Origin of the sequence: Streptomyces sp. Inha503 (genome assembly GCF_047215865.1) — a bacterium.
GTDB classification, from domain to species: Bacteria; Actinomycetota; Actinomycetes; order Streptomycetales; family Streptomycetaceae; genus Streptomyces; species Streptomyces lycopersici.
The window spans coordinates 4,570,581-4,596,376 of the sequence record NZ_CP178360.1 but is presented as its reverse complement, the minus strand read 5'-3'; the positions used below and the strand labels follow the sequence as shown (position 1 = coordinate 4,596,376).

The 25,796-nt window shown below is 72.3% G+C and carries 24 protein-coding genes; 7 read left to right on the top strand and 17 right to left on the bottom strand.

Going from position 1 to position 25,796, the window contains the following annotated elements; translation table 11 throughout:
• The first annotated feature begins 302 nt into the window (after positions 1-302).
• The gene (locus ACJX2R_RS19260; RefSeq protein WP_413101137.1) at positions 303-1,418 is read left to right on the top strand and encodes an ArsR/SmtB family transcription factor; all 1,116 of its coding nucleotides are present in this window, start codon (positions 303-305) and stop codon (positions 1,416-1,418) included.
• Between the two features lie 227 nt (positions 1,419-1,645).
• Here ACJX2R_RS19260 and ACJX2R_RS19255 read toward each other — a convergent pair whose 3' ends face one another.
• The 10 genes from ACJX2R_RS19255 to ACJX2R_RS19210 form a co-directional block, all read right to left on the bottom strand.
• Positions 1,646-2,533, bottom strand: coding sequence for a carbohydrate ABC transporter permease (locus tag ACJX2R_RS19255; RefSeq protein ID WP_413101136.1), 888 nt, complete (start codon positions 2,531-2,533; stop codon positions 1,646-1,648).
• Entirely contained in the window at positions 2,533-3,459 is a 927-nt protein-coding gene (locus ACJX2R_RS19250) for a carbohydrate ABC transporter permease (RefSeq protein ID WP_413101135.1), read from the bottom strand. The genes ACJX2R_RS19255 and ACJX2R_RS19250 overlap by 1 nt, the downstream gene beginning before the upstream one ends.
• Positions 3,459-4,724: an ABC transporter substrate-binding protein gene (locus ACJX2R_RS19245; protein ID WP_413101134.1), complete on the bottom strand. Its 1,266-nt coding sequence runs from the start codon at positions 4,722-4,724 to the stop codon at positions 3,459-3,461. The genes ACJX2R_RS19250 and ACJX2R_RS19245 overlap by 1 nt, the downstream gene beginning before the upstream one ends.
• A gap of 110 nt (positions 4,725-4,834) precedes the next feature.
• Complete coding sequence (pcaD, locus tag ACJX2R_RS19240; protein ID WP_413101133.1) at positions 4,835-6,061, bottom strand: 3-oxoadipate enol-lactonase; 1,227 nt, start codon at positions 6,059-6,061, stop codon at positions 4,835-4,837.
• 351 nt (positions 6,062-6,412) lie between these two features.
• On the bottom strand, positions 6,413-7,720 hold the full coding sequence (gene pcaB, locus ACJX2R_RS19235; protein WP_413101132.1) for a 3-carboxy-cis,cis-muconate cycloisomerase: 1,308 nt from the start codon (positions 7,718-7,720) through the stop codon (positions 6,413-6,415).
• Entirely contained in the window at positions 7,707-8,327 is a 621-nt protein-coding gene (gene pcaG / locus ACJX2R_RS19230; RefSeq protein WP_413101131.1) for a protocatechuate 3,4-dioxygenase subunit alpha, read from the bottom strand. The genes pcaB and pcaG overlap by 14 nt, the downstream gene beginning before the upstream one ends.
• Entirely contained in the window at positions 8,327-9,094 is a 768-nt protein-coding gene (gene pcaH, locus ACJX2R_RS19225; RefSeq protein WP_262700116.1) for a protocatechuate 3,4-dioxygenase subunit beta, read from the bottom strand. The genes pcaG and pcaH overlap by 1 nt, the downstream gene beginning before the upstream one ends.
• A 57-nt stretch (positions 9,095-9,151) precedes the next feature.
• Positions 9,152-10,342, bottom strand: coding sequence for a thiolase family protein (locus tag ACJX2R_RS19220; protein ID WP_413101130.1), 1,191 nt, complete (start codon positions 10,340-10,342; stop codon positions 9,152-9,154).
• A complete protein-coding gene (locus tag ACJX2R_RS19215; RefSeq protein ID WP_413101129.1) occupies positions 10,339-11,118 on the bottom strand; it encodes a CoA-transferase subunit beta in 780 nt (259 codons plus the stop codon). Before ACJX2R_RS19215 ends, ACJX2R_RS19220 begins: the two co-directional genes overlap by 4 nt.
• Positions 11,115-11,939 carry a CoA transferase subunit A gene (locus ACJX2R_RS19210; protein WP_413101128.1) on the bottom strand — a complete coding sequence of 275 codons (825 nt, stop codon included), beginning with the start codon at positions 11,937-11,939 and terminating at the stop codon, positions 11,115-11,117. The genes ACJX2R_RS19215 and ACJX2R_RS19210 overlap by 4 nt, the downstream gene beginning before the upstream one ends.
• Positions 11,940-12,170: 231 nt before the next feature.
• Here ACJX2R_RS19210 and ACJX2R_RS19205 point away from each other — a divergent pair, with 231 nt between their 5' ends.
• A complete protein-coding gene (locus ACJX2R_RS19205; protein WP_413101127.1) occupies positions 12,171-12,611 on the top strand; it encodes a MarR family winged helix-turn-helix transcriptional regulator in 441 nt (146 codons plus the stop codon).
• A gap of 280 nt (positions 12,612-12,891) precedes the next feature.
• Here the strand turns inward: ACJX2R_RS19205 and ACJX2R_RS19200 are convergent, their stop codons facing one another.
• Complete coding sequence (locus ACJX2R_RS19200; protein WP_413101126.1) at positions 12,892-13,695, bottom strand: putative protein N(5)-glutamine methyltransferase; 804 nt, start codon at positions 13,693-13,695, stop codon at positions 12,892-12,894.
• Positions 13,696-13,859: 164 nt separating this feature from the next.
• On the bottom strand, positions 13,860-14,885 hold the full coding sequence (locus tag ACJX2R_RS19195; protein ID WP_413105898.1) for a GlxA family transcriptional regulator: 1,026 nt from the start codon (positions 14,883-14,885) through the stop codon (positions 13,860-13,862).
• A 286-nt stretch (positions 14,886-15,171) separates the two neighbouring features.
• On the opposite strand from ACJX2R_RS19195, the gene ACJX2R_RS19190 reads away from it, so the two are divergent.
• Positions 15,172-16,185, top strand: a complete 1,014-nt coding sequence (locus tag ACJX2R_RS19190; protein WP_262700122.1) for an NADP-dependent oxidoreductase — start codon at positions 15,172-15,174, stop codon at positions 16,183-16,185.
• A gap of 31 nt (positions 16,186-16,216) precedes the next feature.
• Here ACJX2R_RS19190 and ACJX2R_RS19185 read toward each other — a convergent pair whose 3' ends face one another.
• Positions 16,217-17,149, bottom strand: a complete 933-nt coding sequence (locus ACJX2R_RS19185; RefSeq protein WP_413101125.1) for an oxidoreductase — start codon at positions 17,147-17,149, stop codon at positions 16,217-16,219.
• Between the two features lie 76 nt (positions 17,150-17,225).
• Positions 17,226-17,645, bottom strand: coding sequence for an ATP-binding protein (locus ACJX2R_RS19180; RefSeq protein ID WP_037946315.1), 420 nt, complete (start codon positions 17,643-17,645; stop codon positions 17,226-17,228).
• Between the two features lie 155 nt (positions 17,646-17,800).
• Here ACJX2R_RS19180 and ACJX2R_RS19175 point away from each other — a divergent pair, with 155 nt between their 5' ends.
• The gene (locus ACJX2R_RS19175) at positions 17,801-18,652 is read left to right on the top strand and encodes a helix-turn-helix domain-containing protein (RefSeq protein WP_413101124.1); all 852 of its coding nucleotides are present in this window, start codon (positions 17,801-17,803) and stop codon (positions 18,650-18,652) included.
• On the top strand, positions 18,649-18,852 hold the full coding sequence (locus ACJX2R_RS19170) for a DUF397 domain-containing protein (protein WP_413101123.1): 204 nt from the start codon (positions 18,649-18,651) through the stop codon (positions 18,850-18,852). The genes ACJX2R_RS19175 and ACJX2R_RS19170 overlap by 4 nt, the downstream gene beginning before the upstream one ends.
• Before the next feature lie 282 nt (positions 18,853-19,134).
• On the opposite strand, the gene ACJX2R_RS19165 is transcribed toward ACJX2R_RS19170, so the two are convergent.
• Positions 19,135-19,524, bottom strand: a complete 390-nt coding sequence (locus ACJX2R_RS19165; RefSeq protein WP_413101122.1) for a cupin — start codon at positions 19,522-19,524, stop codon at positions 19,135-19,137.
• Positions 19,525-19,619: 95 nt separating this feature from the next.
• Between ACJX2R_RS19165 and ACJX2R_RS19160 the strand changes: the two genes are divergently transcribed.
• Positions 19,620-20,285, top strand: a complete 666-nt coding sequence (locus ACJX2R_RS19160; RefSeq protein WP_413101121.1) for a TetR/AcrR family transcriptional regulator — start codon at positions 19,620-19,622, stop codon at positions 20,283-20,285.
• Positions 20,286-20,352: 67 nt separating this feature from the next.
• On the top strand, positions 20,353-22,356 hold the full coding sequence (locus ACJX2R_RS19155) for a hypothetical protein (protein WP_413101120.1): 2,004 nt from the start codon (positions 20,353-20,355) through the stop codon (positions 22,354-22,356).
• 55 nt (positions 22,357-22,411) lie between these two features.
• On the opposite strand, the gene ACJX2R_RS19150 is transcribed toward ACJX2R_RS19155, so the two are convergent.
• Both ACJX2R_RS19150 and ACJX2R_RS19145 read right to left on the bottom strand, forming a co-directional pair.
• On the bottom strand, positions 22,412-24,829 hold the full coding sequence (locus ACJX2R_RS19150) for a glycoside hydrolase family 3 N-terminal domain-containing protein (RefSeq protein WP_413101119.1): 2,418 nt from the start codon (positions 24,827-24,829) through the stop codon (positions 22,412-22,414).
• Between the two features lie 85 nt (positions 24,830-24,914).
• A complete protein-coding gene (locus tag ACJX2R_RS19145) occupies positions 24,915-25,730 on the bottom strand; it encodes a carbohydrate ABC transporter permease (RefSeq protein WP_210950310.1) in 816 nt (271 codons plus the stop codon).
• Positions 25,731-25,796: the final 66 nt, after the last annotated feature.

Genomic DNA, 25,796 nt, shown 5'->3' with positions numbered 1-25,796 from the left:
GGGAGCTGTTGCCGCGCGCATCGGCTACGTGCGGCAACACAAGTGCCCAGTCGCCGTAACGTACTCGTCACCCCCCACGGGAACGAGCAAACTGGCTCTGAGCACCGCCTGTTGAATTCCGGACAGCCCTCGGAAGTTTTTTCCCGGTGGCCCCCGGTTTTCCTGGGGAACAGCTTTCCTCTTCCGGGCTCCGCGCCGCTCCCCGTTTCACATCTGGCTAAAAGGGCGTGGTGACTGACCGTGCCAGCGTGCATACTCATCGGTGATCGGGGGGCGATCGCAATGTCACGTGTGGGGGTCTGGTGCTCCGTGTTCATTTCAGTGAACTCGATCTGGCCCGGCTGCGGATGGCGGTCCGCCCGGACGCGCTCTGGGAAACCGTTTTAAGTTTCCATCGGCTGCGGGAGAACCGGGCCGAGACCGTATACGGGAAATGGCGTTCCGAGGCGCGAAACCGACTCAACGGCGAAGCGCGGCTGCTTGCGCCGCTCATTCCGTCGCGTGGCTATTTCCCGGACTTCCTGACACCCGCCGAAGGGGTAATCGGTTGCGATGCCGCGATGTCCGCGCTGCGCGCCATCTCGGGTGAGCGCTTGCACGCGGAGCTGGCGGGGCTTCCGGCGGCCCGGGGGCTCCCGGGGTGGATACGGGATCTGGCGCAGGGCGAGCGAAGATCGCTGGACCGGCTGATCAGCACGCTGCGCGCCTACCACCAGGCCGCCGTCGCCCCGTACTGGCCGCATATCCAGGCCCGGATCGAGGCCGACCGGGTGGCCCGGGGCCGCGCCCTGCTGGACGGGGGCGCCGATGGGCTGCTGGCCTCGCTGCCGCCGACGATGCGGTGGCGGGCGCCCGTGCTGGAGGTCGACTATCCGGTGGACCGCGATCTGTGGCTGCGGGGGCGGGGGTTGTTGCTGCTGCCGTCGTTCTTCTGCCGGGGGACGCCGGTGACCTTCCGGAACCCGGAGCTGACGCCCGTTCTGGTCTACCCCGTCGAACACGCCCGGTGTGGCCTCGTAACCCGGCCCGAGCAGCGGCCCGCCGTCGCGTCCGGGCCAGGGTCCGGGGCTGGGCCAGGGTCCGGGGCTGAGGCTGGGGCCGGATCCGCCCGGACGCTCGGCAAGCTGGTCGGGCAGACCCGCTCGGCGGTGCTGCTGGAGGTCGGCGGCGGCTGTACGACCAGCGAACTCGCCCGCAGGGTGGGCGTATCGCTGGCCTCGGCCAGTCAGCACGCCAGTGTGCTGCGCGAGGCGGGCCTGGTGCACACCCTGCGCCAGGGCAGCGCCGTCCTCCACACGCTGACCCCGCTGGGGGCGGCGCTGCTGCGGGGCGGGGCGCCCGGGGAGCGCGTCTTCGGGCTACCGGCGGCGCTGCCGCCGGTAGCCACGAGCGGACGGGGGCCGTCAGGGCGCGGATGAGGTTTTCCGGCCCTCGGCCATGTCGTGGTCCCCAGTACTCCCCGGCGTGGCCCCGGTGGCCAGTGGCCGCCCGCGATCCGGCGGCCGCCGCCGCGGCCGCCACCGCGCATCTGTCCCAGACCGAGGTCTGGCTGCGGCGGTACGCCCCGCTGCCGGACGACGGCCCGGCCGCTGGGTGAGCCACACCGGTCACACCGGTCACACCAGCCGCACCGGCCGCATCGGCCTCAGTCGTCGATGCCCGTGCGCTCGACGCCCGCGACGATATAGCGCTGGAGTACCAGGAAGACCACCAGCAGCGGCACGATCGACACCGCCGCCGCCACGAACAGCTCATGGAGGTTGACGGTCTGGGCGGTGGTGAACGTCGACAGCGCCACCTGTACCGTCCACGCGTCCCGGTCCTGCCCGATGACCAGCGGCCACAGGAAGGAGTTCCAGGCGCCGATGAAGACGATCGTGCCCACCGCCGCGAAGACCGGCCGGGAGTTCGGCACCACGACCCGCCAGTACGTACGCCAGTAGCCAAGACCGTCCACCCGCGCCGCGTCCTCCAGCTCCCGGGGGAAGCCCAGGAAGTACTGGCGGAAGATGAACGCCGCGACCGCGCTGAACAGTGTGGGCACCACCAGACCGCGCAGCGTGGACACCCAGCCGAGCGAGCTGACCAGCACGAAGCTGGGCACGAAGGTGACCGCCGCCGGGACCATCAAGGTGCCCAGGATCCAGTAGAAGACCACATTGGCGTAGGCGTACGGGATGCGCGCCAGACCGTACCCGGCGAGCGAGGCCAGCAGCAGGGTGCCCACGGTGGTGAGGACCGCGATCAGCGAGGAGTTGAGCAGCGCGTGCGCCATCGGCACATTGGGGTCGTCGAACAACTCGCTGACGTTGGACCAGTGCAGCTCGCCCGGGAAGAACGTCCACCCCGGCGAGGTGATGTCCGCCTCGCTCGACAGACCGTTGCGCACCAGCAGATAGAACGGGATCAGGAAGACCAGCGCGAGCGCGAGCAGCAGCACCAGCCGCACGGCGCGCCCCACGCCGACGAGGGCGTCCCGGACGTCGCGGGTGTTCCGGCGCCGGATATCGCGTGACTTCGGGGGAGTGGGCATCAGTCCTCCTTCCGGCCCAGGCCGAACCAGCGGGCCTGCACCACCGTCACCACGGCGATGATCAGCGCCAGGATCACCGCGCCCGCACTGCCCAGGCCCAGGTTCTGCCCCTGGCCCAGCGCCGTGTAGTAGAGGTAGACCAGCGGCGGGCGGGCGTAGGGCGGATAGCCGCGCGAGTCCGACAGCAGGTTGTAGAACTCGTCGAACGCCTGGAAGGCGTTGATCACCAGCAGCAGCACCACCGCGACCGAGGTCGCCCGCAGCTGTGGAAAGGTGATGTGCCGGAACACCTGCCAGCCGGGCCGCGCCCCGTCCACGGCCGCCGCCTCGTACAGCCGCGGGGAGATGCGCTGGAGCCCGGCTAGGAACAGCACCATGTAGAACCCCGCCTGGAGCCACAGCCGTACGGTCACGATGACCAGCCAGTACCAGGGCGGATCCGTGGTCGACAGCCAGGCGATCTGATCGGCGCCGAACCAGTCCAGCACGGTGTTGGCCAGCCCGAAGCGCACCCCGTTGAAGATCGACATCTTCCAGATCAGCGCCGCCACCACATACGAGCACGCCACCGGCAGGAAGAACACCGACCGGAAGAACGCCTGCGCCCAGCGCAGCCGGTTGACCATCAGCGCGAGGGCGAGCGAGAGCGCGTAGGTGGCCGGGACGATGAACGCCGTGAAGACCAGGAAGGTCACCAGGCTGTCGGTGAACGCGTCGTCGCCCAGCATCGCCGTGTAGTTGTCGAAGCCGACGAAGTCCGTGGGCGAGACGGTGTTGTGCGCGTCGAAGAAGCTGAGGTAGACGCTCCAGGCCAGCGGGACGTAGGTGAAGAGGGTCAGCCCCAGGACGAACGGGCCGACGAATATCCAGAACCACAGATGACGGTTCTGCGGGCCCAGGAGCCCGCGGGCGAACCTCCCCCGCATCAGCTCTTCTTCTTCACGCGGCGCAGCTCGGCCTCGGTCTTGCGGACCACCGACCGCAGCTCGCTCTCCGGGTTGGCCCCGCTCTTGATGATCCGGCTCAGCGCGTCCTGGTAGGCCGTCTTGCTCGCGGAGGTCCACAGTAGCGGCTCGGCATGGCCGTGGTCGGTGGCGAAGCGCACCGCCTCACCGGCCGGGCCCTGCCGCAGCTTGGCCGCCTTCGTGGCGAGCGAGATCCGGGCGGGGATGTGGAAGCCGTAGCGGAGCGCGAAGTCCTCCTGGTAGTCGGTCCGTTCCACCCACAGCCACTTCACATACGCCTTCGCCAGCGCCTTGTCCCGGGCCCGTGCGCTGACCGCCGCCCCGTACGCGCCGACCGGCACCGCGGGCGCGCCGTGCGCCCCGTCCTGGGGGAACGGCAGCACCCCGAAGTCGTCCCCCAGCGCCTTCTTCACCTGCGGCAGCGCCCACAGCCCGGACCACTGCATGGCGGTGAGCCCCTGGGTGAACGCGGCCGGATCCGACCAGTCGGAGGGCGCGCCGAGCAGCAGCGACTTCTCGGCGTAGAGCTGACGCAGCTTGCCGAGCGTCCGGGCGGCGGCCGGATCGTCGAAGCCGACCTCGCCGTCCTCGGTGACCAGCGCGAGCCCGGCGGCGTTGAGCGGGGTGCCGCCGAGGACGCCGGGGCCGCCGTCATTGCCCAGGAAGAGCCCCTTGACGTCCTTGGTGGTCAGCTCCTTCGCCGCGTCGATCAGCGCGTCGAGGCTGCGCGGCGGTTCTACATTCGCGTCCTTGAGCATGCTCTTGCGGTAGTAGAGCAGCTGGGTGTCGATGACCTGCGGTACGGCCCAGATCTTGCCCTGATACGTCTTCGGGGCGAGCACGGCCGGGTTGAAGTCGTCCTTCGCCTCGCTGAGGAGATCGGTGAGTTCGACCACCTGGCCGCCCTGGATCTGGTCCAGCGTCGGGCCGTTGACCTCGAAGACGTCCGGGCCGGACTTGGTGAGCAGCGCGGCCGCGGTCTGCTGGTCGTAGTTGCCCGGCCGCCACTGCACCTGGACGTTCGCCTTCTGATACGCGTCGGCGTAGCGCTTGACGGCCTGTTCGGTGCCGGGCTCGCCGTACTGGTGGTACCACTGCTCGATCACCGGCTGGCCGGCGTGGTCATCGTCGCCCCGCCCGGTGTTGGACCCACACGCGGAGGCGAGCGCGCCCGTCAGGGCCAGCCCTCCGCCCGCACCCAGCAGCCTTCGGCGGCTCATGGACATTGGCGTGCGCCCCCTCGTCTCCCGGTCTCGGTCTCCCGGACTCCCGGTCTCCGTACGACTCAACGATCAACGATGGAGGCGGATTACGACAGAGGTGTTGCGGGGGGATGTCACTTTTCGGTATCGGAATGTGACGCAGAGTCGACGTCGGTGTCGGGCCCGGTGCCTTGGGTGTCCATGTCGTCGAAGACGCGCTGGGCGGTGGCGAAGGCCGAGTTGGCGGCCGGGACGCCGCAGTAGATCGCCGACTGGAGCAGCACCTCGCCGATCTCCTCACGGGTCAGCCCGTTGGTGAGCGCGGCCCGGATGTGCATGGCCAGTTCGGCGTCATGGCCGTGGGCGATCAGCGCGGTGAGGGTGATACAGCTGCGGGTCCGCCGGTCCAGCCCGTCGCCGGTCCAGATCTCGCCCCAGGCGTAGCGGGTGATGAAGTCCTGGAAGCGGGCGGTGAACGGGGTCGTCCGGGCCACCGCGCGATCCACGTGCGCGTCCCCCAGGACGGCCCGGCGCACCGCCATCCCGGCGGCGTGGCGTGAGGCGTCGTCCCGTGGGGGTGCTGGGCTGTTGAGGTGGTGGGCGAGCAGCGCCCCGGTGACCGCCTCCGGCCGCTCCACGCCCGCCAGGTGGGCGGCCCCGGCGACCTCGAGCAGGCTCGCGCCGGGCACCGCGTCGGCGATTTGGCGGGCGTGGGAGGGCGGGGTCGCGGGGTCGTCGCGACCGGCGACGACGAGGGTGGGCGCCGTGATCTTCTCCAGATCGGCCGTCATGTCGTACGCGGCGAGGGCGTCACAGCAGGCGGCGTAGCCCGCGCGGTCGGTGGCCCGCAGATCCTCGATCAGCGCGGCGGCGACGGGCGTGCGGGCGAAGTCGTGCGAGAACCAGGTGCCGGGGCGGCTCGCCACCATCGCCTCCGTCCCCTCGGCCCGTACGAGCGCGGCCCGCTCGCGCCAGACGGCGGGGTCGCCGAAGCGGGCCGAGGAGCAGACGACGGAGAGTCGGCTGATCCGCTCGGGGTGGTGGGCGGCGAGATGCAGCCCGACAGCGCCGCCGATCGAAATCCCCGCGTACGCGAACCGCTCCCATCCCTGCTCGTCGGCGAGCCGCAGTACGAGGGCGGCGAGACCGTCGATGGTGGCCGAGCCGTCCGAGGGCAGCAGCGGCGCGACGGGCGAACCGCCGTGACCGGGCAGATCCCAGCGCAGTACGCGGTGGCCCCGGGCGAGCGCGGGGAGCTGGGGCTCCCAGACGGCGAGGGAGGTGCCGAGGGAGGGGCCGAGGATGAGGGGTGGGGCGGTGGGGGGTCCGCTGAGGTCGTGGTGTGGCGGGGGGTTGGTCATGGGGTGGGTGCTCCGGGGTGGGATGCGGCGTGGGCTGGGGCTGGGGCTGGGGTTGCGGTTGGGGTTGGTGGCCGGGTGCGGGCCGGTGGTTGTTCCCCGACCCGCCCCTTCCCGAACCAAGGGCTCCGCCCCTGGACCCCGGGGGCTTTCTTCCAGCCCCCTGCCCCCGAGCGCCCTTCGGGCGTGTCCTCAAGCGCCGGACGGGCTGGAAAATCCAGCCCGTCCGGCGCTTGAGGACCGGGGTCCGGGGCGGAGCCCCGGCGGGGGTGTGGGGCGGAGCCCCTGCGGCGGGGGGCCGGGGGTGTCCCCCGGTTCGGGAAGGGGCGGGGTGGGGACAAGCCCCCGCAGGGGCTACCCATCGCGAGTCAGTGCCCGCGTCGTCAGTGCGGGCGCCGAACCCACATACGTGGTCGGGTCGGTCAGTTCGCGTAGGCGATCCGGCGGCAGGACACCCGACAGCGCTTCGGCCAGCCCCACGCCCTCCCTCGCCGCCTCCGCCAGGATTTCCTTCGCACGGGCCCGCCCGAGCCCCGGCGCGAGCGCCGCGATAAGGCGCTCGCTGACGATCAGGCCATCCGTCAGCCCCAGGTTCGCGGCCATCCGGTCAGGAAAGACCCGCAGCCCGGAGGCGAGTTCCGTGGCGTCACGGGCGGCACCCCCCGCGAGCCGCAACAGTTCCCGCAGCGGCTGCCACTCCGCGTGCCACGCCCCACCCGGCCGTTCGTCCTCCGCGGCGAGCGAGCCGAGCAGGGTCGCGGCGAGCCCCGGGGCCTGACGGGCCGCGGCGGCCATCAGCGTGGCACGCACCGGGTTCGACTTGTGCGGCATCGCGGACGAGCCACCCCCCGCCCCCTCCGCCACCTCGCCGATCTCCGTCCGCGAGAGCACCAGCACGTCCGCCGCCATCTTCCCCAGCGCCGCCACGGCGAAGGCGAGCGCGGTGCCCAGGTCGGCGACGGGGGTGCGCAGGGTGTGCCATGGGAGTTCGGGTTCGGCGAGGCCGGTCTCCTCGGCGAACCGGCCCAGCAGCGGAACCCCGCCGTCGAAGGCGGCCAACGTGCCCGCCGCGCCGCCCAGTTGCGCGGGCGGCCGCAGCGCCGCCAGCCGGTCGCGGGCGTCCAGGACGAGCGCCCGCCAGCCCGCCGTCTTCAGCCCGAAGGTGGTGGGGACGGCGTGCTGGGTGAGGGTGCGGCCGGGCATCGGGGTGTCGCGGTGCGCGGCGGCGAGCCGCGCCAGCTCCGCCGCCGTACGCTCCAGATCGGCCACGATCAGCGGCAGCGCCCGCGCCGCCACCAGCATCGCGGCCGTGTCCACGATGTCCTGGCTGGTCGCGCCCCGGTGGACGTACGACGCGGCCTCGGCGTCCGTACGGGCCACCGCCGCCGTGAGTTCGGCGACCAGCGGGATGACCGGGTTGCCCCCCGAGCGGGCGCGCAGCGCCAGATCGCGTACGTCGTACAGCTCGACGCGGGCCGCGCCCGCCACCGCCTCCGCCGCACCGGCCGGTGCCACCACCCGCGCCAGCGCGGCCTCGGCGTCCAGCATGGCTTGCAGGAACGCCGTGTCGCCCGTGGCGGCCTCCACCGCCGACCCGGCCCGCACCGGGGACAGCAACCCCACGTCGTCGCTGCCGGAAGTACCAGGACTAGCGGAACTCAAGGAAAACCGTCTCCCCTTCGCCTTGAAGGCGGATGTCGAAGCGATATGTCCCCGGCGGGGACCCCGCCGTCGCCACCAGCGTCTCGCGGCGCGCCGGATCCAGCGAGGCGAGCAGCGGATCGGCGGCGTTGGCCTCGGCGTTCTCGGGGAAGTACACGCGGGTGAAGAGGTGGTGCAGCAGCCCCCGGGCGTGGACGCACACGCTGATGTACGGCGCGGCGGGCGCGGCCGGGCCGCCCGGCGGCAGCGTACGGGCCGTCCAGTGGCCGTCCGCGTCGGTGGCGATGCGGCCGAAGCCGGTGAAGTCCACACCGTTGCGCCCGAGGAAGCCGCCGGTCACCGGGTCGCGCCGCATCGACCCGCCCGCCCCGGCGAGCGAACCGTCCGGGCCCGCCTGCCACAGCTCCACCAGCGCGTCCGGAACGGGGGCGCCCTCGCCGTCGCGGACATGGCCGTGGAGCGTGATGGCGTCGGGGTGGCCCGCCGGGGCCATCTCGCCGCCGGCGGGGAAGGGCAGGGCGTAGCCGTAGAACGGGCCCACGGTGTGGGAGGGGGTGGGCGCGAGCCCCTGTGCGGGTGCGGGTGCGGGTGCGGGCCTCTCACTCATCAGCGCCCCTCCTCGATCCACGTGGCGGACGGCCCGTCCAGCACGATGTCCCAGCGGTAGCCCAGCGACCACTCCGGCCGCGACAGCGCGTGGTCGTAACGGGCGACCAGCCGCTGCCGCGCGGAGTCGTCCGTCACCGACTGAAGGATCGGGTCGTAGGCGAAGAGCGGATCGCCGGGGAAGTACATCTGGGTGACCAGCCGCTGCGTGAACGCCGCGCCGAAGACGGAGAAGTGCAGATGCGCGGGGCGCCAGGCGTTCTCGTGGTTGCGCCACGGATACGCGCCCGGCTTGATGGTGGTGAAGTGGTACGAACCGTCGTCGCCCGTCAACGTCCGCCCCACACCGGTGAAGTTGGGGTCGAGTGGCGCGGGGTGCTGATCGCGCAGATGGGCGTAGCGGCCCGATGCGTTGGCCTGCCACAGCTCGATGAGCTGCCCCCGGACGGGGCGGCCCCGGCTGTCCAGGAGCCGTCCGGAGACGGTGATCCGCTCGCCGAGCGGTTCGCCCTGGTGCTGCACCGTGAGGTCGTTGTCGATCGCGGTGATGTCGGTGTGGCCGAAGACCGGGGTGTGCAGCTCCACGGTCTCCGGGTCGCCGTCCACCGCGACCAGCGGCTGTTTGGGGTGGCGCAGCACACTGCTGCGGTACGGGGGGAAGTCGCGCGGCGGGTGATCGGTGGCGGGAGCGCCCTCGGCGCGCGCCTTGTCGTACGACTCCCGTATGTGCGCGAGTTCGCCGTCGATATCGGACTGGGTGAGAGCCATGTCTGCCGTCAGCCTTACCTTTCCATCCGTGTCCATCCGTGCCGTTCCGTTGCGGGATTACCTCTCCAGGACGAGGGCGAGGCCTTGTCCGACGCCGATGCACAAGGTGGCCAGGCCCGTCCCCGAGCCGCGGGCGGCGAGCTGATGGGCGACGGCCCCGGTGAGCCGGGCGCCGGAGGCGCCGAGGGGGTGGCCGATGGCGATGGCGCCGCCGCGCGGGTTGACGATGTGGGGGTTCAGGTCGGGCCACTCGGCCAGGCAGCCCAGCACTTGCGCGGCGAACGCCTCGTTGAGTTCGAGGGTGGTCAGGTCGGCGAACGAGCGGCCCGCCTTGGCGAGGGCGCGGCGTACGGCCTCGACCGGGCCGAGCCCGAAGTACTGCGGTTCGATACCGGTCACGGCCGACGCGCCGATCCGGGCCAGGGGCTCGCGTCCGGTGGCCTTCAGCCCCTCCTCGTCGACGAGCAGCAGCGCGGCCGCGCCGTCGTTGAGGGGCGAGGAGTTGCCCGCGGTGACGGTGCCGCCGGGTTTGCGGAAGGCGGGCTTGAGCTTGGCCAGGGCCTCGGTGGAAGTGTTCTCGCGGATGGTCTCGTCCCGGACGAGCTCTGTGTCCGGATACGGCAGCACCTCGGCCTCGTACGCCCCGTCCTTCCACGCCCGCGCCGCCTTCTCATGGCTGGCGAGCGCGAACGCGTCCTGTGCCTCGCGGGTGATGCCGTGCTTGTCGGCGATCAGCTCGGCGCCCTCGCCGAGGGCGACGGTCCACTCGGGCGGCATGTCCGGGTTGGTCATCCGCCAGCCCAGAGTCGTGGAGTACATCTGCTGATGCCCGGCGGGGAAGGCGCGTTCGGGCTTGGGCAGCACCCAGGGGGCGCGGCTCATCGACTCCACCCCGCCCGCGAGCGCGATGTGCGCGTCGCCGACCGCGATCGCGCGGGCGGCCTGGAGCACGGCCTCCAGGCCCGAGGCGCAGAGCCGGTTGACGGTCGCGCCGGGCACGGTGACGGGCAGCCCGGCCAGCAGTACGGCCATGCGGGCGACATCGCGGTTCTCCTCGCCCGCGCCGTTGGCGTTGCCGAAGTAGACGTCGTCGATGCGCGCCGGGTCCAGGGCGGGGGTGCGGGCGAGCAGGCCGCGCACCACATGGGCGGCCAGGTCGTCGGGGCGCACCCCGGCCAGGGCGCCGCCGTAACGGCCGATGGGGGTGCGGACGGCGTCGACGACATAGACGTCACGCAGGGCGGTCATCGTGCGTCCTTTCCGGCGGCCTTCAGGGTGCGCAGTGCGGCCAGCTCGTCAGGGGTGGGCGGCTCGGTGGTGGTCACGGTGTCGGCGACGGTCAGCTCCCAGCCGGTGGCGGCCCGGACCCGCTCCACGGTGACGCCCGGGTGCACTTCGGTGAGCACCAGCTCGGCGGTGGCCGGGTCGGGGCGCAGGACGCCCAGGTCGGTGATGACGGCGGTGGGGCCGGCGCCCGGCATGCCGAGCTTCTTACGGTCGCCGGGGCCGCCGCCGTGGCCCAGGGTCGTCACGAAGTCCAGCCGCCGCACGAAGTTGCGGGTGGAGTGGCGCAGCACCATGAGCACCTTGCCGCAGTTGGAGGCGATCTCGGGGGCGCCGCCCGCGCCGGGGAGGCGGCCCTCGGGCTTGTCCGGGCCGCGGTCCACGACGGTGGTGTTGATGTTGGCGTAGCGGTCGACCTGGGCGGCGCCGAGGAAGCCGACGTCGATCCGGCCGCCCTGGAGCCAGTAGTTGAACATCTCCGGCACCGGGACCACCGCGTCGGCCGTGTCGGCGAGTTCGCCGTCGCCGATGGAGAGCGGGAGCCGGGTGGGCTTGGAGCCGATGGTGCCCGACTCGTAGATGAGCACGAGGCCCGGGTTGACGGTGGCGCGGGCCAGGTTGGCGGCGGTGCTGGGGAGGCCGATGCCGACGAAGCAGGTCCGCGCACTGGCCAGGGCGCGGGCGGCGTTGACCTCCATCAGCTCGTCGCTGGTGAATTCCGGGGCGTAGGTTTCGGTCATCGGGTGAGCGCCCCTTCGCTGTTTCGCACGTTCTTCTCGATCCACTGCGTGAACGCCTCGCGGTCCCGGGCGATCCGGTCCCACGCCTGGTAGAAGTCGTTGTCGCGGGTCGAGTACCCGGTGGCGTAGGAGGGGTGGGCGCCGCCGGGGACGACGGACACCGCGTCGATCACCCACGTCGGCAGGACGATCCCGCCGGGGCGTGGTGTCAGCTCCTCGACGATCTCCTCCACGGTCACCAGCACCCGGTCGGCCGCGAGCGCCGCCTCCTTCTGCACCCCGGTCAGCCCCCACATCTGCACATTGCCGGACCGGTCGGCCTGCTGGGCGTGGATGACGGTGACGTCCGGGTTGAGCGCCGCGACGGCGGCCAGCTCCTCCCCGGTGAACGGGCAGACGACGGTGGAGACGGTGTCCGTACGGGTCGGGATGTCGCTGCCGCGATAGCCGCGCAACACGGCGAACGGCAGCTTGGAGGCGCCCGCCACATAGCGGTTCGCCATGCCCGCGTGGCTGTGCTCGTCCAGCTCCAGCGGCCGCGGCCAGCCGTTCTCCACGGCGTCACGGAAGCGGTGCAGCGAGCCCACGCCGGGGTTGCCGCCCCAGGAGAACACCAGCTTGCGGACGAGTCCGGCGCCGATGAGCTGGTCGTAGATGACGTCCGGGGTCATCCGGACGAGGGTCAGATCGGTGATGCCCTGGCGGATGACCTCGTGCGCGGCGGCGTACGGGATCAGGTGGGTGAATCCCTCCATCGCGACGGTGTCCCCGTCGTGGACGAGGTCCGCCACGGCGTCCGGCAGGCTTCGGATGTCGGCCATCGTCACTCCGCGGGTCGGGATGCTCAGTATGCTGACTAATGTGGTGTCGATGTTGGTATCGATGTGGTGTTGATTTCGCACGCTGCCATTGGCTGGTGCGCTCGTCAAGGGAGTCTAGGTCGAATGTCGGCCTCTCGACATGGGGTCTTCCACAGGGCAGAATCATTCAGTGCACGGAGTAATGGGCAATCCAAGCATCCAAGCCGGGAGCCATGGGATGGGAGGCACGGCATGGGCGGCGCGGTCGATCTGAACACACACCCCGGTCATCTGGCCCGCCGCCTCCAGCAGGCGCACTCCCTGCTGTGGGGCGCGATGGTCTCCGAGGAGACCACCTCGCCGCAGTTCGCGGTGGTCAACGCGCTGATCGAGAAACCGGAGATCGACCAGCGGACGCTGAGCGAACACGTACACCTCGACCGCTCCACCATCGCCGACCTGGTCGCCCGGCTGGCCCGGCGCGGCCTGCTGGAGCGGGTGCGGGACCCGAACGACGGCCGCCGCAACGTCCTGCGGCTGACGGAGGAGGGCATCCGGCTCCACCGAAAGCTGGTCACCCGGACGTCCCGGATGAACCGGGTCTTCCTGGCCCCGCTGGACGAGACGGAGCGGGAGACCCTGCTGCGGTTGATTGCGCGGGTGGCGGACGCGGCGGAGGAGTTGCGCGCGTAGGCGCGGGGCGGGGGTCTTTCCCCTCCCCGCCCCTTCCCGAAACTGGGGCCCAGCCCCGGACGCCGGTCTGGGGCCCAGCCCCAGACCCAAAACCGGGGCCTGCCCCGGACTCCGGACTGGGGCTCTGCCCCTGACCTCGGGCCGGGGCTCCGCCCCTTTCCGTAGTGTCGATATGCGGCTCCGCCGCGTGGCGCGGGGCTCTGCCCCAGACCCTGGGGGTCCGGGGGCGGAGCCCCCGGTTACGGGAAGGGGCGGGGAGGGGAGCAGCCCGCCGCAGGCGTCACGGACCGGAGGCCGATGGGCTCGTGCCGATGATGACCGTGGCGTCCCACTCATCGCATTCGGCCAGCTGCGGCTCCATCCCGCCCTCCGCCACGATGGCCATCGCCACGCGCGCCTGCCGTCCGCTCGTCTCGAAGAGGAGCGAGCCGCCCGGGGTCAGCCAGCCGCCCGCCCCGGCGGTCACGCGGCGCAGGACGTCCAGCCCGTCCGCGCCGCCGTCCAGCGCCACGCGCGCCTCGTGGACCCGGGCCTCCGGCGGCAGCAGCCCGACCTCCTCGGTGGGCACGTACGGGACGTTGGCCAGCAGGACGTCCACGCGGCCGCGCAGCGCGGCGGGCAGCGGATCGTACAGATCGCCCTCGTACACCGTGCCGCCCGCCGCCCCCACGTTGCGCCGCGCGCAGCGCACCGCGACGGGGTCGATATCGGCCGCGTACAGCTCCACCTCACCCAGGGCCGAGGCCAGCGCGGCGCCCAGCGCGCCAGAGCCGCAGCACAGATCGACCACGACGGCCCCGGGCCGGGCCAGCGGTACGGCCTGCTCGACCAGGAACTCGGTGCGCCGGCGCGGTACGAAGACCCCGGCGTCGATGGATATCCGAAGCCCCCGGAAGTCCGCCCAGCCGAGCACATGCTCCAGTGGCAGCCCGGCGGCGCGCCGCTCCACCATGGCGTCGATCTCGGCCGGAACGTGGCCCACGGAAAGGATCAGCCGCGCCTCGTCCTCGGCGAACACGCACCCGGCGGCGCGGAGCCTGGTGACGACGGCGGAAAAGGTGACAAGTGAGGGTGAAGCCGACATGGAAGCCTGGAAGCCTTTCGGGATCCCTGAGGGCGCTCCCGGCAGTCAGCTATCCCGTGTATCCCTGCGGCGAGAGCACCCAGCCTGAACTGGCGTTGATGGGTCTCACCTCCTCGGTGCGTACGGGTGGGGCCACAGTACCCGATGCCCCGGCGCCGTGGCGGTCACGATGCGTCCGGGGTGTCCGGGGTGTCCGGGGCGTCCGGGGCGTCCGGGGTATCAGGCGTATCCGGGGCGCGGAAGGTGCGCCGGTACGCCGACGGGGCGACCCCCGCCTCCGCCGCCAGGTGCCGCCGCAGCGAGGTGGCGGTGGCGAAGCCGACCTCGTGGGCGACCCGTTCCACCGGCAGGTCGCTGGACTCCAGCAGGCGCCGCGCCCGCCGCAGCCGCTGCTGGGTCAGCCAGCGGCCGGGGCTCAGACCGGTCTCCTCCCGGAAGCGCCGGGCGAAGGTACGGGTGCTCATCGCCGCGTGCGCGGCCAACTCGTCCAGCGACAGCGGCAGTTCCAGCCGTTGCAGCGCCCAGTCGCGGGTCGGCCCGGTGCCGGTGTCGCCCGCCGGCGGCAGCGGCCGCTCGATGTACTGCGCCTGCCCGCCGTCCCGGTACGGCGGTACGACGCAGCAGCGGGCGACCTGGTTGGCCACCTCGCTGCCGTGGTCCTGGCGGACCAGGTGCAGGCAGACGTCGACACCGCTCGCCGCCCCGGCGGAGGTCAGCACGTCACCGTGGTCGACGAAGAGCACATCGGCGTCGAGCTCGACCCGGGGGAACAGCTCCCGGAAGTGGTCGCTGAGCGCCCAGTGGGTGGTGGCCCGCCGCCCGTCCAGGCGACCGGCGGCGGCCAGCAGGAAGGCGCCGGTGCAGATGGACACCAGACGGGCGCCGGGGCGGACGCGGGACAGGGCGGCGAGGGCCTGCGGGTCCGGGGTGGCGGCCGAGGCCCGGGAGATCGCGTACGGCGGGATGACCACGGTGTCCGCCTCGGCCAGCACCTCGGGACCGTGCCCGGGGGTGACCGTCAGGTCCGAGTCGGTGCGTACGGGCCGCCCGTCCGCGCTCGCGGACAGCACCTCGTAGCGGCCGTCGGCGGACCCCAGGACCCGGTGCGGGATGCCGAGTTCGAAGGGGTAGACGCCGTCGAGGGCGAGGACGACGACCTTGTGCGCGCTGGGTCGCGGGTCCGGGTGCATCAGACGGTCCAGCCGGGCCGCGTGTGCCGCGTGTGCCGCGTGTGCCGCGCGGTCGGCGAGGTCACGGGCCCGGGAGGGCGCGGCGGTCGCGGTGGCCGCGGCGGACGCGGTGGTCGCGGTGGCTGCGGCGGTCGCGGTGGTCGCGGTGGCCGCGGGGCGGGGGCCGGGAGTGCCGTGGGCTCCGGGAGGGCGGCGGGCGGCAGGGGCGATGGACATGGCAGGAATGTATCGGAGGCTGACCTTCTGGCCATCGCCCCGGGCCCGATCGTACGGCCAGGATCGGGGCATGACTTCGACGGACACCCCTGAGAACCGCGACACCCCCGAGAACCGCGACACCCCTGACAACCTCGACACCCCCGAGAACGTGATGCTCGCCCTGCACCAGACGGCCCTCGGCGGCCCCGAGGTCCTGCGGCTGACCGAGCTTCCGCGGCCCGCGCCCGGCCCCGGGGAGATCCTCGTCGCCGTGCACGCGGCCGGACTCAACCCCACGGACTTCAAACACCGCGCGCTGAGCATCTTCCTGCCGCCCCCGCCGCTGACCCTCGGCTGGGACGTCTCCGGCACCGTCGTGGAGACCGGTTTCGGCGTCACCCTCTTCCAGCCCGGTGACGAGGTGTTCGGCATGCTGCCCTACCCGTACGGGGCCGGCTCCCACGCCGAGTACGTGACCGGCCCCACCCGCGCCTTCGCCGCCAAGCCCGCCGGGATCGACCACGTCCAGGCGGCCGCGCTGCCGCTGGCCGCGCTCACCGCCTGGCAGGCCCTCGTCGAGACCGCGGGCCTCCGGGCCGGGCAGCGGGTGCTGATCCACGCCGCGGCGGGCGGTGTCGGCCATCTCGCCGTACAGATCGCCAAGGAGCGCGGCGCGCACGTCACCGGGACGGCGAGCGGCCCCAAGCACGACTTCCTGCGCGAGCTCGGCGCGGACGTCTGCGTCGACCACCGCTCCGAGGACTTCACCGACACCGAGGAGCGCTACGACGTCGTCCTCGACGCCCTCGGCGGGGAGACCGCCACCCGTTCCGTGGGCGTGCTCCGCCCCGGCGGCACCCTCGTCTCCCTGGTGCCGGGCGCCGAGGACACCCGGGCGGCGGCGGAGAAGGCACAGGTACGCGCCGTCACCCTGCTCGTCGAGCACGACCAGGCCGGGATGCGCGCCATCGCCGAGCTCGTGGAGCGGGGCAGGCTCCGCGCCCACGTCTCCGGCACCTTCCCCCTCGCCGAAGGCGCCCGCGCGCATGTCCAGGGGGAGACCGGCCGTACCACGGGCAAGCTGGTCATCACCGTGCGCTGAGGCGTAACGGCTCGACAGCGGCGGACGTGGCTCAGCGTGCGAGCGCCTCGTACCGCACCCCCGTCAGCCGCTCGGACGCGGCCCACAGCCCCCGCCCGGCCGTGTCGCTGAGCGTCCACTTGGCGCGGGCCGAGCGGATGGGGGAGCCGCGCAACAGCCCCTGGAGCGGCGGGCCGAAGAAGTCGTCCTGGCGGACGTCCGGGCCGGTCGCCGCGTACAGGACGGGCAGCGTGCCCTGCTCCGGGCTCTGGGCGAAGTAGCGGTTGCCGATCTCCATGAACCGCTCCTTCCCCCGGCGGCCCTCCATCTTCGGCGCGGCGGACATGAGGTTGGTCGCGGCGTAGCCGGGGTGCGCGGCGGCCGCCACGAGGCGGACGCCCGCCGCGCGCAGCCGGTGGGCGAGCTCGTGGGTGAAGAGGAGATTGGCGGACTTGGAGCGGGCGTAGGCGACCCAACGCCGGTACCTTCGCTCCATGTTCAGGTCGCGGGGGTCCACCGTCCCCAGCATGTGCATAAAGCTGGAGACGGTGACCACCCGCGCCCCCGGGCCCGCCTCCAGCAGCTTCGGCAGCAGCAGCCCGGTCAGCGCGAAGTGCCCCAGGTGGTTGACGCCGAACTGCATCTCGAAGCCATCGACGGTCCTGCGGTGCGGGAGGGCCATCACGCCCGCGTTGTTGATCAGCAGATCGAGCCGGTCGCCCTTGTGCGCGGCCGCGAAGGCCCGTACGGACGTCAGGTCCGCGAGGTCCAGCGGCACGACCGCCACCCGCGCGCCCGGCGCCTGCGCCCGGATCCGCTCCGCCGCCTCGTCCCCCCGCTTCTCGCTGCGGCACCCGAGCACCACCCGCGCACCGCGCCGCGCCAACTCCCGTGCGGTGACGAATCCGAGCCCGCTGTTGGCGCCGGTCACGACGGCGGTGCGGCCGGTCTGATCGGGAATGTCGCTCGCGGTCCAGCCCTTCATCACGCGCTCCTTAGCGGTCTGTCGCGTCTGTCGCGGCCTGCGCTACGCGCCGGTAGCCCCTGTGTCCGGCGACAGCCTAAGGGCGGGGTGATGAAGGTGCGAGGTGTGCGGGCCTGCACTCGAACCAGACGTCCTTGCCGCTGGGCGTGGGCAGCGCCGCCCAGCGGTACGCGGTGCTGCTGAGGAGGAACATGCCCCGGCCGCTTTCGGCGCACCAGTCCGGTTCGCGGACGGTGGGGAGGGCGGAGTCGGTGTCGCTGATGGTCGTGTGGACGCCGTCCTGGGTGTTCCACAGCCGGAGACGGCATTCGGGGGATCCCGTGTGCTTGGGGACATTGGTGAGCACTTCCGTGACGCAGAGTGCTACGGCGTCGACCAGGTCGTCCCGCCCCCAGAGGCGCAGATGGGCACGGATGATGCGGCGGATCCCGCGCAGTATCTGCGGGTCGACGTGCAGGTGCTGTTCGTAACTCTGGGGGACCTCTTCAACTGCCATGGCGGGCACGGCCTTTCGGTGACGGTCGGTGAATGTCGCCGATCGTGACCGGAACGTCGTCGCCCAGGCAAATTGTTCGTCCTGGATTCACTCCATTGGGTACACGTCGCGGGTGAAGGTTGTGAGTTGCGCCGTTTGGACGACAGCATGCGCCCATGGCACAGAGCGATATGCCCACCATGCGCAGTCGTCGGCTCGGCAATGAGCTGCGTCGGCTGCGCATCGAGGCCGGGCTGAAGGTGCAGGACGCCGCTGACGCGTTGGAGTGCGGGCACCCGAAGGTCAGTCAGATCGAGAACGGTAAGCGCGGCATCCGTCCGCTGGATCTGACGGTGCTGTTCAAGCTGTACGGGGTCGAGGACGAGCGCCAGTGCGCGAGCCTGCGGCGACTGGCGAAAGACATCCACAAGGTCGATTGGTGGAGCAATCAAGGCCCATTGTTGCGCGACAGCTTGAGGGACTACCTCACCCTTGAAGCGGACTCAGAGCTGGTGCGCACGTACGAGTCGGTTGTCATTCCGGGCCTCGTTCAGACTGAGGCGTATATGCGCCAGACGTTCGCAGTGCACCCGCCCGAGCGTGTGGATCTGCACGTCGAGATGCGCATGAAGCGCAAGGAATTGCTGGATGACGGTACAGGTTTTCGTCTACGGGCGGTGATCGATGTGCCTGCGTTGCACCGCATTGGCGGCTCGGCAGATACGGTCCGGGAGCAGCTCGAACAACTGCTGAAAGATGCGGAGCGGCCCAACGTGAACATCCAGGTCCTGCCCCTGGACGCGGCCTTGCCAGCGGACCAATATCCGCCGTTCACCATGTTTCGTCAGAAGGGTGAGCCCCCAGCGGACGTTGTCTGGTTGGAGCACATCACCGGTGGTAGCTTGCTGGAACAGCGGCAGGACGTGAAGCGGTACTCCAAGGCGTGGGATGAACTGACGGCCGCCGCGCTGCCTCCCGCTGACTCCCGGCACTACATCCGCGATCTCATCAAGGAACATGCATCGTGATATCTGAGCTGGACGGCTCGATTTGGCACAAGAGCAGCTACAGCGGTAACGACAACGGCTGCGTCGAACGGGGCATCCTCTCTACCGGCCATCAGGCCGTCCGCGACACCAAGGACCGTGAGCGCGGTGCCCTGCTCTTCGAGCCGTCCGCCTGGCAGGCGTTCGTGAACGCCGTCCGAGACGGCGAGTTCGGCGACTAGAAGAGCCGGGGGCTGCTCGGCTCGGCCGGGTGCGGCGCCGTCTCGCGCCTTCGGCGCATTTGAGCAGCGGGGCAGGAGGGCGGGGGCGCGGCGCCATCGCCGTCCACCGGCCGCTGGTGGCCAGGCGGGTGGCGGCCGCGCTCGATCCCGTCCCTCCCGGTACCCCCTCCGAAAAACGCTTGATCTGGCGCAACTAATGCATCAAGCGATTTCCAGAAGGCACCGTAGGGCCCACGGCGGGGCTGGGCCGCCGGGGGTGATCGGCTCGGGCGGGTGTGGGCTTCAGGGGGTGCGCTTCTCGAGGCGGGTGCCCTGGCGGAGCGTGATCGACATCAGGTCGCTCGGGCCGTCCAGTCGCAGGCGGTGCCAGCGGCCACGGGGGACGATCGCGGCGTGTCCCGCCGGGAGCCGCACCATCTCTTCGGCGCCGCCGGGGTCGGTGGGGCGGAAGTACAGGCGTACGCCGCCGGTCAGGCAGCAGACCGCCTCCTCGGCCTCGGGGTGCTGCTCCCAGTGGTCGGCGTGGACGTCGGCGTCGGTCTCGACGTGGAACGTCGCGACCTGCCAGGCGCCGGAGTCGCTGGACGCCATCTGCCGTGCGGCGGCGCGGACTTCACCGTCCGGGTGGATGTGCAGCGCCGAGGTGAACAGGTCGATGGGGTGGGTGGTCATGACGGGGTTCCTTCCGGCTGGGGCCCGTTTCTGTACGCGTAAGAAAAATAGCGGGAGCTGCTCGCCGATGTCGAGACCTGGTGGATGATGAGGCCATGTCGCACTCCTCAGCGCCGCGCAAGGCCCCCGGTCGGCCTGCCCGTATCTCCCGGGAAGACATCATCGGGACGGCCCGCCGGATCGTGACCGAGGAAGGCGCGGACCGGCTGACCATGCGGCGGCTCGCCAAGGAGATCGGCAGTACGCCGATGGCGCTCTACCACCATGTCCGCGACAAGGAGGAACTGCTCCTCCTGCTGCTCGACGACTACGCCGAGCGGACGCTGCACCGGCCCGCGCTGCCCGACCAGCCCCGCGAACGGGTCGTGGTCGCCGCCGTCGCGATCCACGATGTGCTGGCGGCCTGTCCCTGGATCGTGGAGGTGCTGACCGCCGATGACCTGATGTCCACCGCCGCCCTGTGGTTCGTGGAGCAGATCGTGGACGGCCTGGTCGAGTGCGGGCTGACGCCCGAGCGGGCCGTGCACGGCTACCGCGCGATCTGGTACTACACCGCCGGCGAGATCCTGGTCCGGGCGACAGCGGCCCGGCGGCGCGCGACGGACGACCAACCGACCTACCGGGACCGGGTCTTCGCGGATCTCGACCCCGGCGAGCTCCCGCGCCTGGCTCGAATGGCGGACCGCTGGGCCGAGCTGACCGTCGAGGACACCTACCTGGACGGGCTCCGGGCGTTGGTGGACGGGCTGTTGGACAGCTGACCGCCGGGCACGGATGCCTGCCGGAGGCGGGTGGGTCGCTGTCGGACCCATGGGCGATGATCTCCCCATGGTGTGTGCGACGGGGGAGGCCGCCTGGACGGCCGTGGATGACCAGCGCGTGGTGCCCGCGCTGGGCGGGCTCATCGAGGGCACGGGGATGTGGCGGACCGGGACGCTGGCCTGCATGGAGCGGACCGGCCGGTTCCTGACCGGGGCGTGGGATCCGCCCGGCCCCGAGGGCGAGGACGGGCCCGGGATCGCCGGGGAGGGGTCCTGGGCGCGGTTCATCGGGCGGATCGGGGCCGTGGCGCTCCGGGCCGCCGTCGCGTCCACCCGCCCCGAGCGGCGCGAACGGCAGCTGGCGCTGCTGGAGATGTGGGCGGAGAGCCCGTTCGCCGATCCGGCCGCCCGGCTGCGCACCGGGACCGTGGTCACCGAACGGGCGGCGGTGCGCGACGGGCGCGGGGCGGCCGTCAGCGTCGGACGGAGCCGTGAGGGGCGGCGCCGGTTCGTCGAGCTGCGGACGGGGGACGCGGAGCCGCCGAGCCTGGGGGAGGTCGAGGAGGTCGCCGAGGTGCCGCGCGGCTGGGGCAGCGCGGAGCAGTTGCGGCGGCTGGTGGCGCTGGTGCGGGAGCGCGGGCCGGTGCCGTGGGACCGGGAGGCCGTGGCCCTGCTCATGGACGGCACGGGGATGGGCCGGGCGGTGGCGTCGCTCGCGCTGGCCGGGATGGTCAGCTTGAGCTACCGTCCGCTCCTCGACTCCGATGAACGGGCGACGCTGCGGCTGAAGACGGCCGAAGCGGAGGACGCACACAGCGAGTTGGCGCGGGTCGGCCCGGCGGAGCGGCTTGAGCTGCTGGCGGACGTGCTGCCGGAGGACCCGGCCGAGCTGTGGGAGCCGGGAGGGATGCGGCCGGTGGCCGAGCGGCTCGCCGAGGCGTGGCGGGCACGGTACGGGCGGCGGACCACGGTGCCGGAGCGCACGTTCGGCGCGGTCGTCGAGATGCGGCCGTTCCCGCTGACCGCCGGCCGCTTCTGCGCCGCGTTCACCGACCCCGCGGGCGAACCCACGCTCCGCGCCGACCTCGACACCTGGTTGCGGAGGACCGACTACGGATGCTCCGCGGCCGACGAACGGTGGCAGATCGTGCGGTTCGAGGAGTTGCTGAGCGGCGCCGTCCGCAACCTGCCCTGGATCTACGCCGAGCTGCCCGCGGGCGATCCGGTCCGCGACGGGGTGCCCGGGTTCGTCGGTCTGATCGGGGAACGGCTGAACCACCCGGAACTGCTGCTGGACGCGGGCTTCTTCCGGCACGGCGAGAACGAGCCGATCACGGCGCTGCGCGAGGTGTTCGGCGGACGCCCGTACGCCGGGCCGGAGAGGCTGGACGTCGCCACGGTGGACGACGGGCTCACCGTCGGTGCGGAGGGCGCGATCGACCGCCGGGGGTACCGGAACGCCACCCGCCTGTACTTCCGCCCGGCCTTCTACGGGGACGACGAGCGCTCGAAGCGGCTGTCGGCGGCGTCCGCGACCGGAGTCGGCCGCCGGGAGCTGGACGCCGTGGAGTGGCTGCGCGGCCCGGTCTGCGCGCGCATCGTCGAGCGGGTCGCGGGCGCGTCGCTGCCGGTCGGGGCGTATGAGTCCAACCCGGCGGCCTCCGCGCCGGACCTGGTGGCGCGGGTCGCCGACGCGCTCGGCGTCGACCAGGACGCGGCCGCGCTCTACCTCCAGCTGCTGGCCCTGCCCGCGCCGACCGACCGCAACGTCCGCACCTGGAACGGATGGCAGACCGCCCGGCACCAGAAGGCCGCCGCCACGCTGGTCGAGCGCGGCCTCGTCACCGAGGACAAGCGCCCCCGGGCGGGCCGTCAGGTCTTCCTGCCGGGCGAGTGGATCCACGCCAAGAAGCCGTACCAGCCCATGGAGGCGTGGAAGGCGGAGCTGATCGGGCTGGGGCGCTCCTACAACGGGCGGCTGGAGAATCCGCTGCCGCTGCCCACCCGCACCCTGCCCGAACTGTTCGCCCACGCCTGGTCGCTGGTGGAGAAGGGCGAGGGGCCGGTCTGAACCGGCCCCCCTCCGCCTCGTGGGGCGAACCGGCCCCGGGCGCCCTTCCGCCTCGCTACTTCACCCGCACCTCGCACACCATCCGCCGCCGGTGGTCCACCGTGCGCTCGGGCCCGGTCAGCGTCAGCGGCACGGTGTGCCGTACGCCCGAGTCGGCGCTCGAGGAGGCCAGCCGCAGCTCCAGGGCGCCCGGTTCCACCACCCTCGTGCCATCGGCGCCCAGCGGATACGAGGCGAGGTCGGCATGGAAGGAGAAGTGGACCTCGGCGGACTCGCCCGGCCGCAGCGGCACCCGTGCGTAGCCGATCAGCCGGGACACCGGCCGGGTGATACGGGCCACCGGATCGTGGAGGTAGAGCTGAACGACCTCCGTGCCGGCCCGGTCACCGGTGTTGCGTACGGTCAGCCGGACCGTGGTCTCGCCGTCGGTCGGCACATCGGTCGCGTCGGCCTCCGGGCGCTCCCAGGCGAACGAGGTGTACGACAGCCCATGGCCGAAGGGGAACAGCGGAGTCGGGTCGATCGAGCTGGCGTTGTTCCCCCCGAGACCGAGCGGCGGCTGTGCGTATGTCCAGGGCTGGCCGCCGGACGTGTACGGAACGCTCACCGGCAGCCGGCCCGAGGGGTTGACGCGCCCGCCCAGCACCCCGGCGACCGCCGGGCCGCCCTCCTCACCGGGGAAGAACGCCTGCACGGCGGCGGCCAGCAGGCGCGACCAGCGGCCGAGGGCGTACGGCCGTCCGGTGAACAGCACCAGCACCACGGGGGTGCCGGTGGCCACCAGCGTGTCCAACAGCGCCCCCTGCTCACCGGGGAGTTCGAGGTCGGCGACGTCACAGCCCTCGCCCGAGGTGCCCCGGCCGAACAGACCCGAGCGGTCGCCCAGTACCGCGACGCACACATCCGCGTCCGCCGCCGTCCTCGCGGCCTGCGCCAACCGGCTCTCGGCGGTGAGCGCCGCCGCACCGGCCGAGGCCACGCCCCCCGCGTCCCCGGCGGACGCGGCCGGGCGGGGCGCGGCGCACCCCTCGGCATGGGTGATCCGCGCACCGGGCAGCTCGGCGCGCAGTGCGGCGAGGAGCGTCGGCACCTCGATGCCCAGGGGCAGTCCGGGGTGCTCCACCCCGACATGGCGGGGGAAGGTGTAGCAGCCGAGCATGGCGGCGGGGTCGTCGGCGAGCGGGCCGACCACCGCGATCCGGGCGTCCGGCGCCAGCGGCAGCACATCGCCGTCGTCGGCGAGCAGCACCACCGACTCCTCGGCCAGCTCCCGTGCGACGGCCCGCATCTCCGGGGGATCGAGATCGAGGTCGAGGTCGAGATCGAGGTCGGCGGGTCCCGCGGGGTCCACGGCCCCCGCGAGCGCCGACGGCACCGGCGACCAGTCCTCGTCCAGCAGCCCCAGCTCGCACTTCTGCCGCAGCACCCGCAGCGCCGCCCGGTCCACCAGCGCCTCGTCCACCTCCCCGGCCCGTACCGCGTCCCGCAGCGGGGTGCCGAAGCAGCGCACCGCGGGCAGCTCCACGTCCACCCCCGCCGCCAGGGCGAGCCCGGCCGCGCCGCCCCGGCTGTCGGCCACCCGGTGGGCCAGCTCCAGGAAGGACACCCCGAAGTAGTCGGCGACGACGGTGCCGGTGAAGCCCCAGGTGTCGCGGAGCAGTTCGGTCAGCAGCCAGGGGTTGGCGGCCGAGGGCACCCCGTCGAGGTCGTTGTAGGAGTGCATCACCGAGCGGGCGCCCCCGTCCCGTACCGCCAGTTCGAAGGGCGGCAGGATGACATCGGCCAGTTCCCGGGGACCGATGGAGGCCGGTGCGTGGTTGCGGCCGCCACGGGAGGCGGAGTAGCCCGCGAAGTGCTTGAGGGTGGCGACGATCCCGGTGGACTCCAGGCCGCGGACGTACGCGGTGCCGATGGTCGCGACGAGATACGGGTCCTCGCCGATGGACTCCTCCGTACGGCCCCAGCGCGCGTCCCGCACCACGTCCAGCACCGGGGCGAGACCCTGGTGGATACCGGCCGACCGCAGCGAACCGCCGATCAGCTCGGCCGCCCGCCCCACCAGCGCCGGGTCGAAGGACGCGCCCCAGGCGAGCGGGGTGGGGAAGACGGTGGCGCGCCAGGCGAAGAAGCCGGTCAGACACTCCTCATGGGCCAGCGCCGGGATCCCGAAGCGGTTCCCGGCGGCGATCCGGGCCTGGAGGCGGGCCAGCGCGACGGCGCCCTCGGCCGGTTCGACGGGGGAGGTGCCGAAGGGGCGGGTCAGCTGGCCGATGCCGTGCGGGAGGAGGCCGTCGAGGTCGACGGCCTCGGACACCTCGTGCTGGAGCGGGGCGACGTCCTCGCCCTCCTCGGCCTCGGATCCCGGCCAGACGCCGACGAGTTGGGCCAGCTTCTCCTCCAGCGTCATCGAGGAGAGCAGGGCCGCCGCGCGGTCCTCGGCGGAGAGGGAGGTGTCCTGCCAGGGCTGAGGCATGAAGCTCCTTGTCGGGGAAGGACGGCGGGGGTGGGACAACGGCTCGCGCGGCCCGGGAACGGCGTGGGGGCCGCGCGTGGGCGGCCTATTTGCCGCCCACGCCCATCAGTCCACTGATCAGCTGACGGCGGGCGAAGAGATAGACCAGGAAGATCGGGACGATGGAGAGCACCACGGCGGTGAGCAGCGCCGGGGTGTCCACCCGGAACTCGCCCACGTAGTCGTACAGCCCCAGGGTCAGCAGCCGGTTGCTCTTGGACTGGGTGAGCAGCAGCGGGAAGAGGAAGCCGTTCCAGGCGTGCAGGGCCGACATCACCCCGACCGTGGAGATCCCGGACCGCGACAGCGGCACCACGAGCTGGAGCAGCACCCGGGTCGGGCTCGCCCCGTCCAGCGCCATCGACTCGTACAGCTCCTCGTCGATGTCGCGCATCGTGCCGACCAGGATCAGCACGCTGACCGGCAGGGAGAAGGCGGCCGTCGGCAGGATCACCGCGAGCAGGGTGTCGTAGAGGTGGAGCTTGGTGATGACCAGATAGACCGGGATCACCACCGCCTGGGAGGGGATCGCGAGACCCAGCAGGAAGATCTGGAAGATCCGGCGGGAGGCGCGGCCGCGGGCGCGGACGACGGTGTAGCCGACGGTCACCGACAGCGTGATCACGATCGCCGCGCATACGGCCGTGACCAGCGCGGTGTTGAGGAGGTAGGAGAGGAAGTCGGAGCGCAGCACCCGCCGGTAGTTGGCGAGCGTCGGATGGTCGGGCAGGGCCAGCGGGCCGTCGTCGATATAGCCGTCACGGGTCTGGAAGGTGGCGGCCACCAGGACGTACAGCGGCAGTCCGACGATGCCGAGCCAGATCAGGGAACCGAGCCCGGCCGGGTAGTTGGCGCGGGGCAGACCCCGGCGGCGGAGGCGGGGGCGAGGGGCCGCCGGGGTCTTGTTCGGCGTACGGACGCCGTTCAG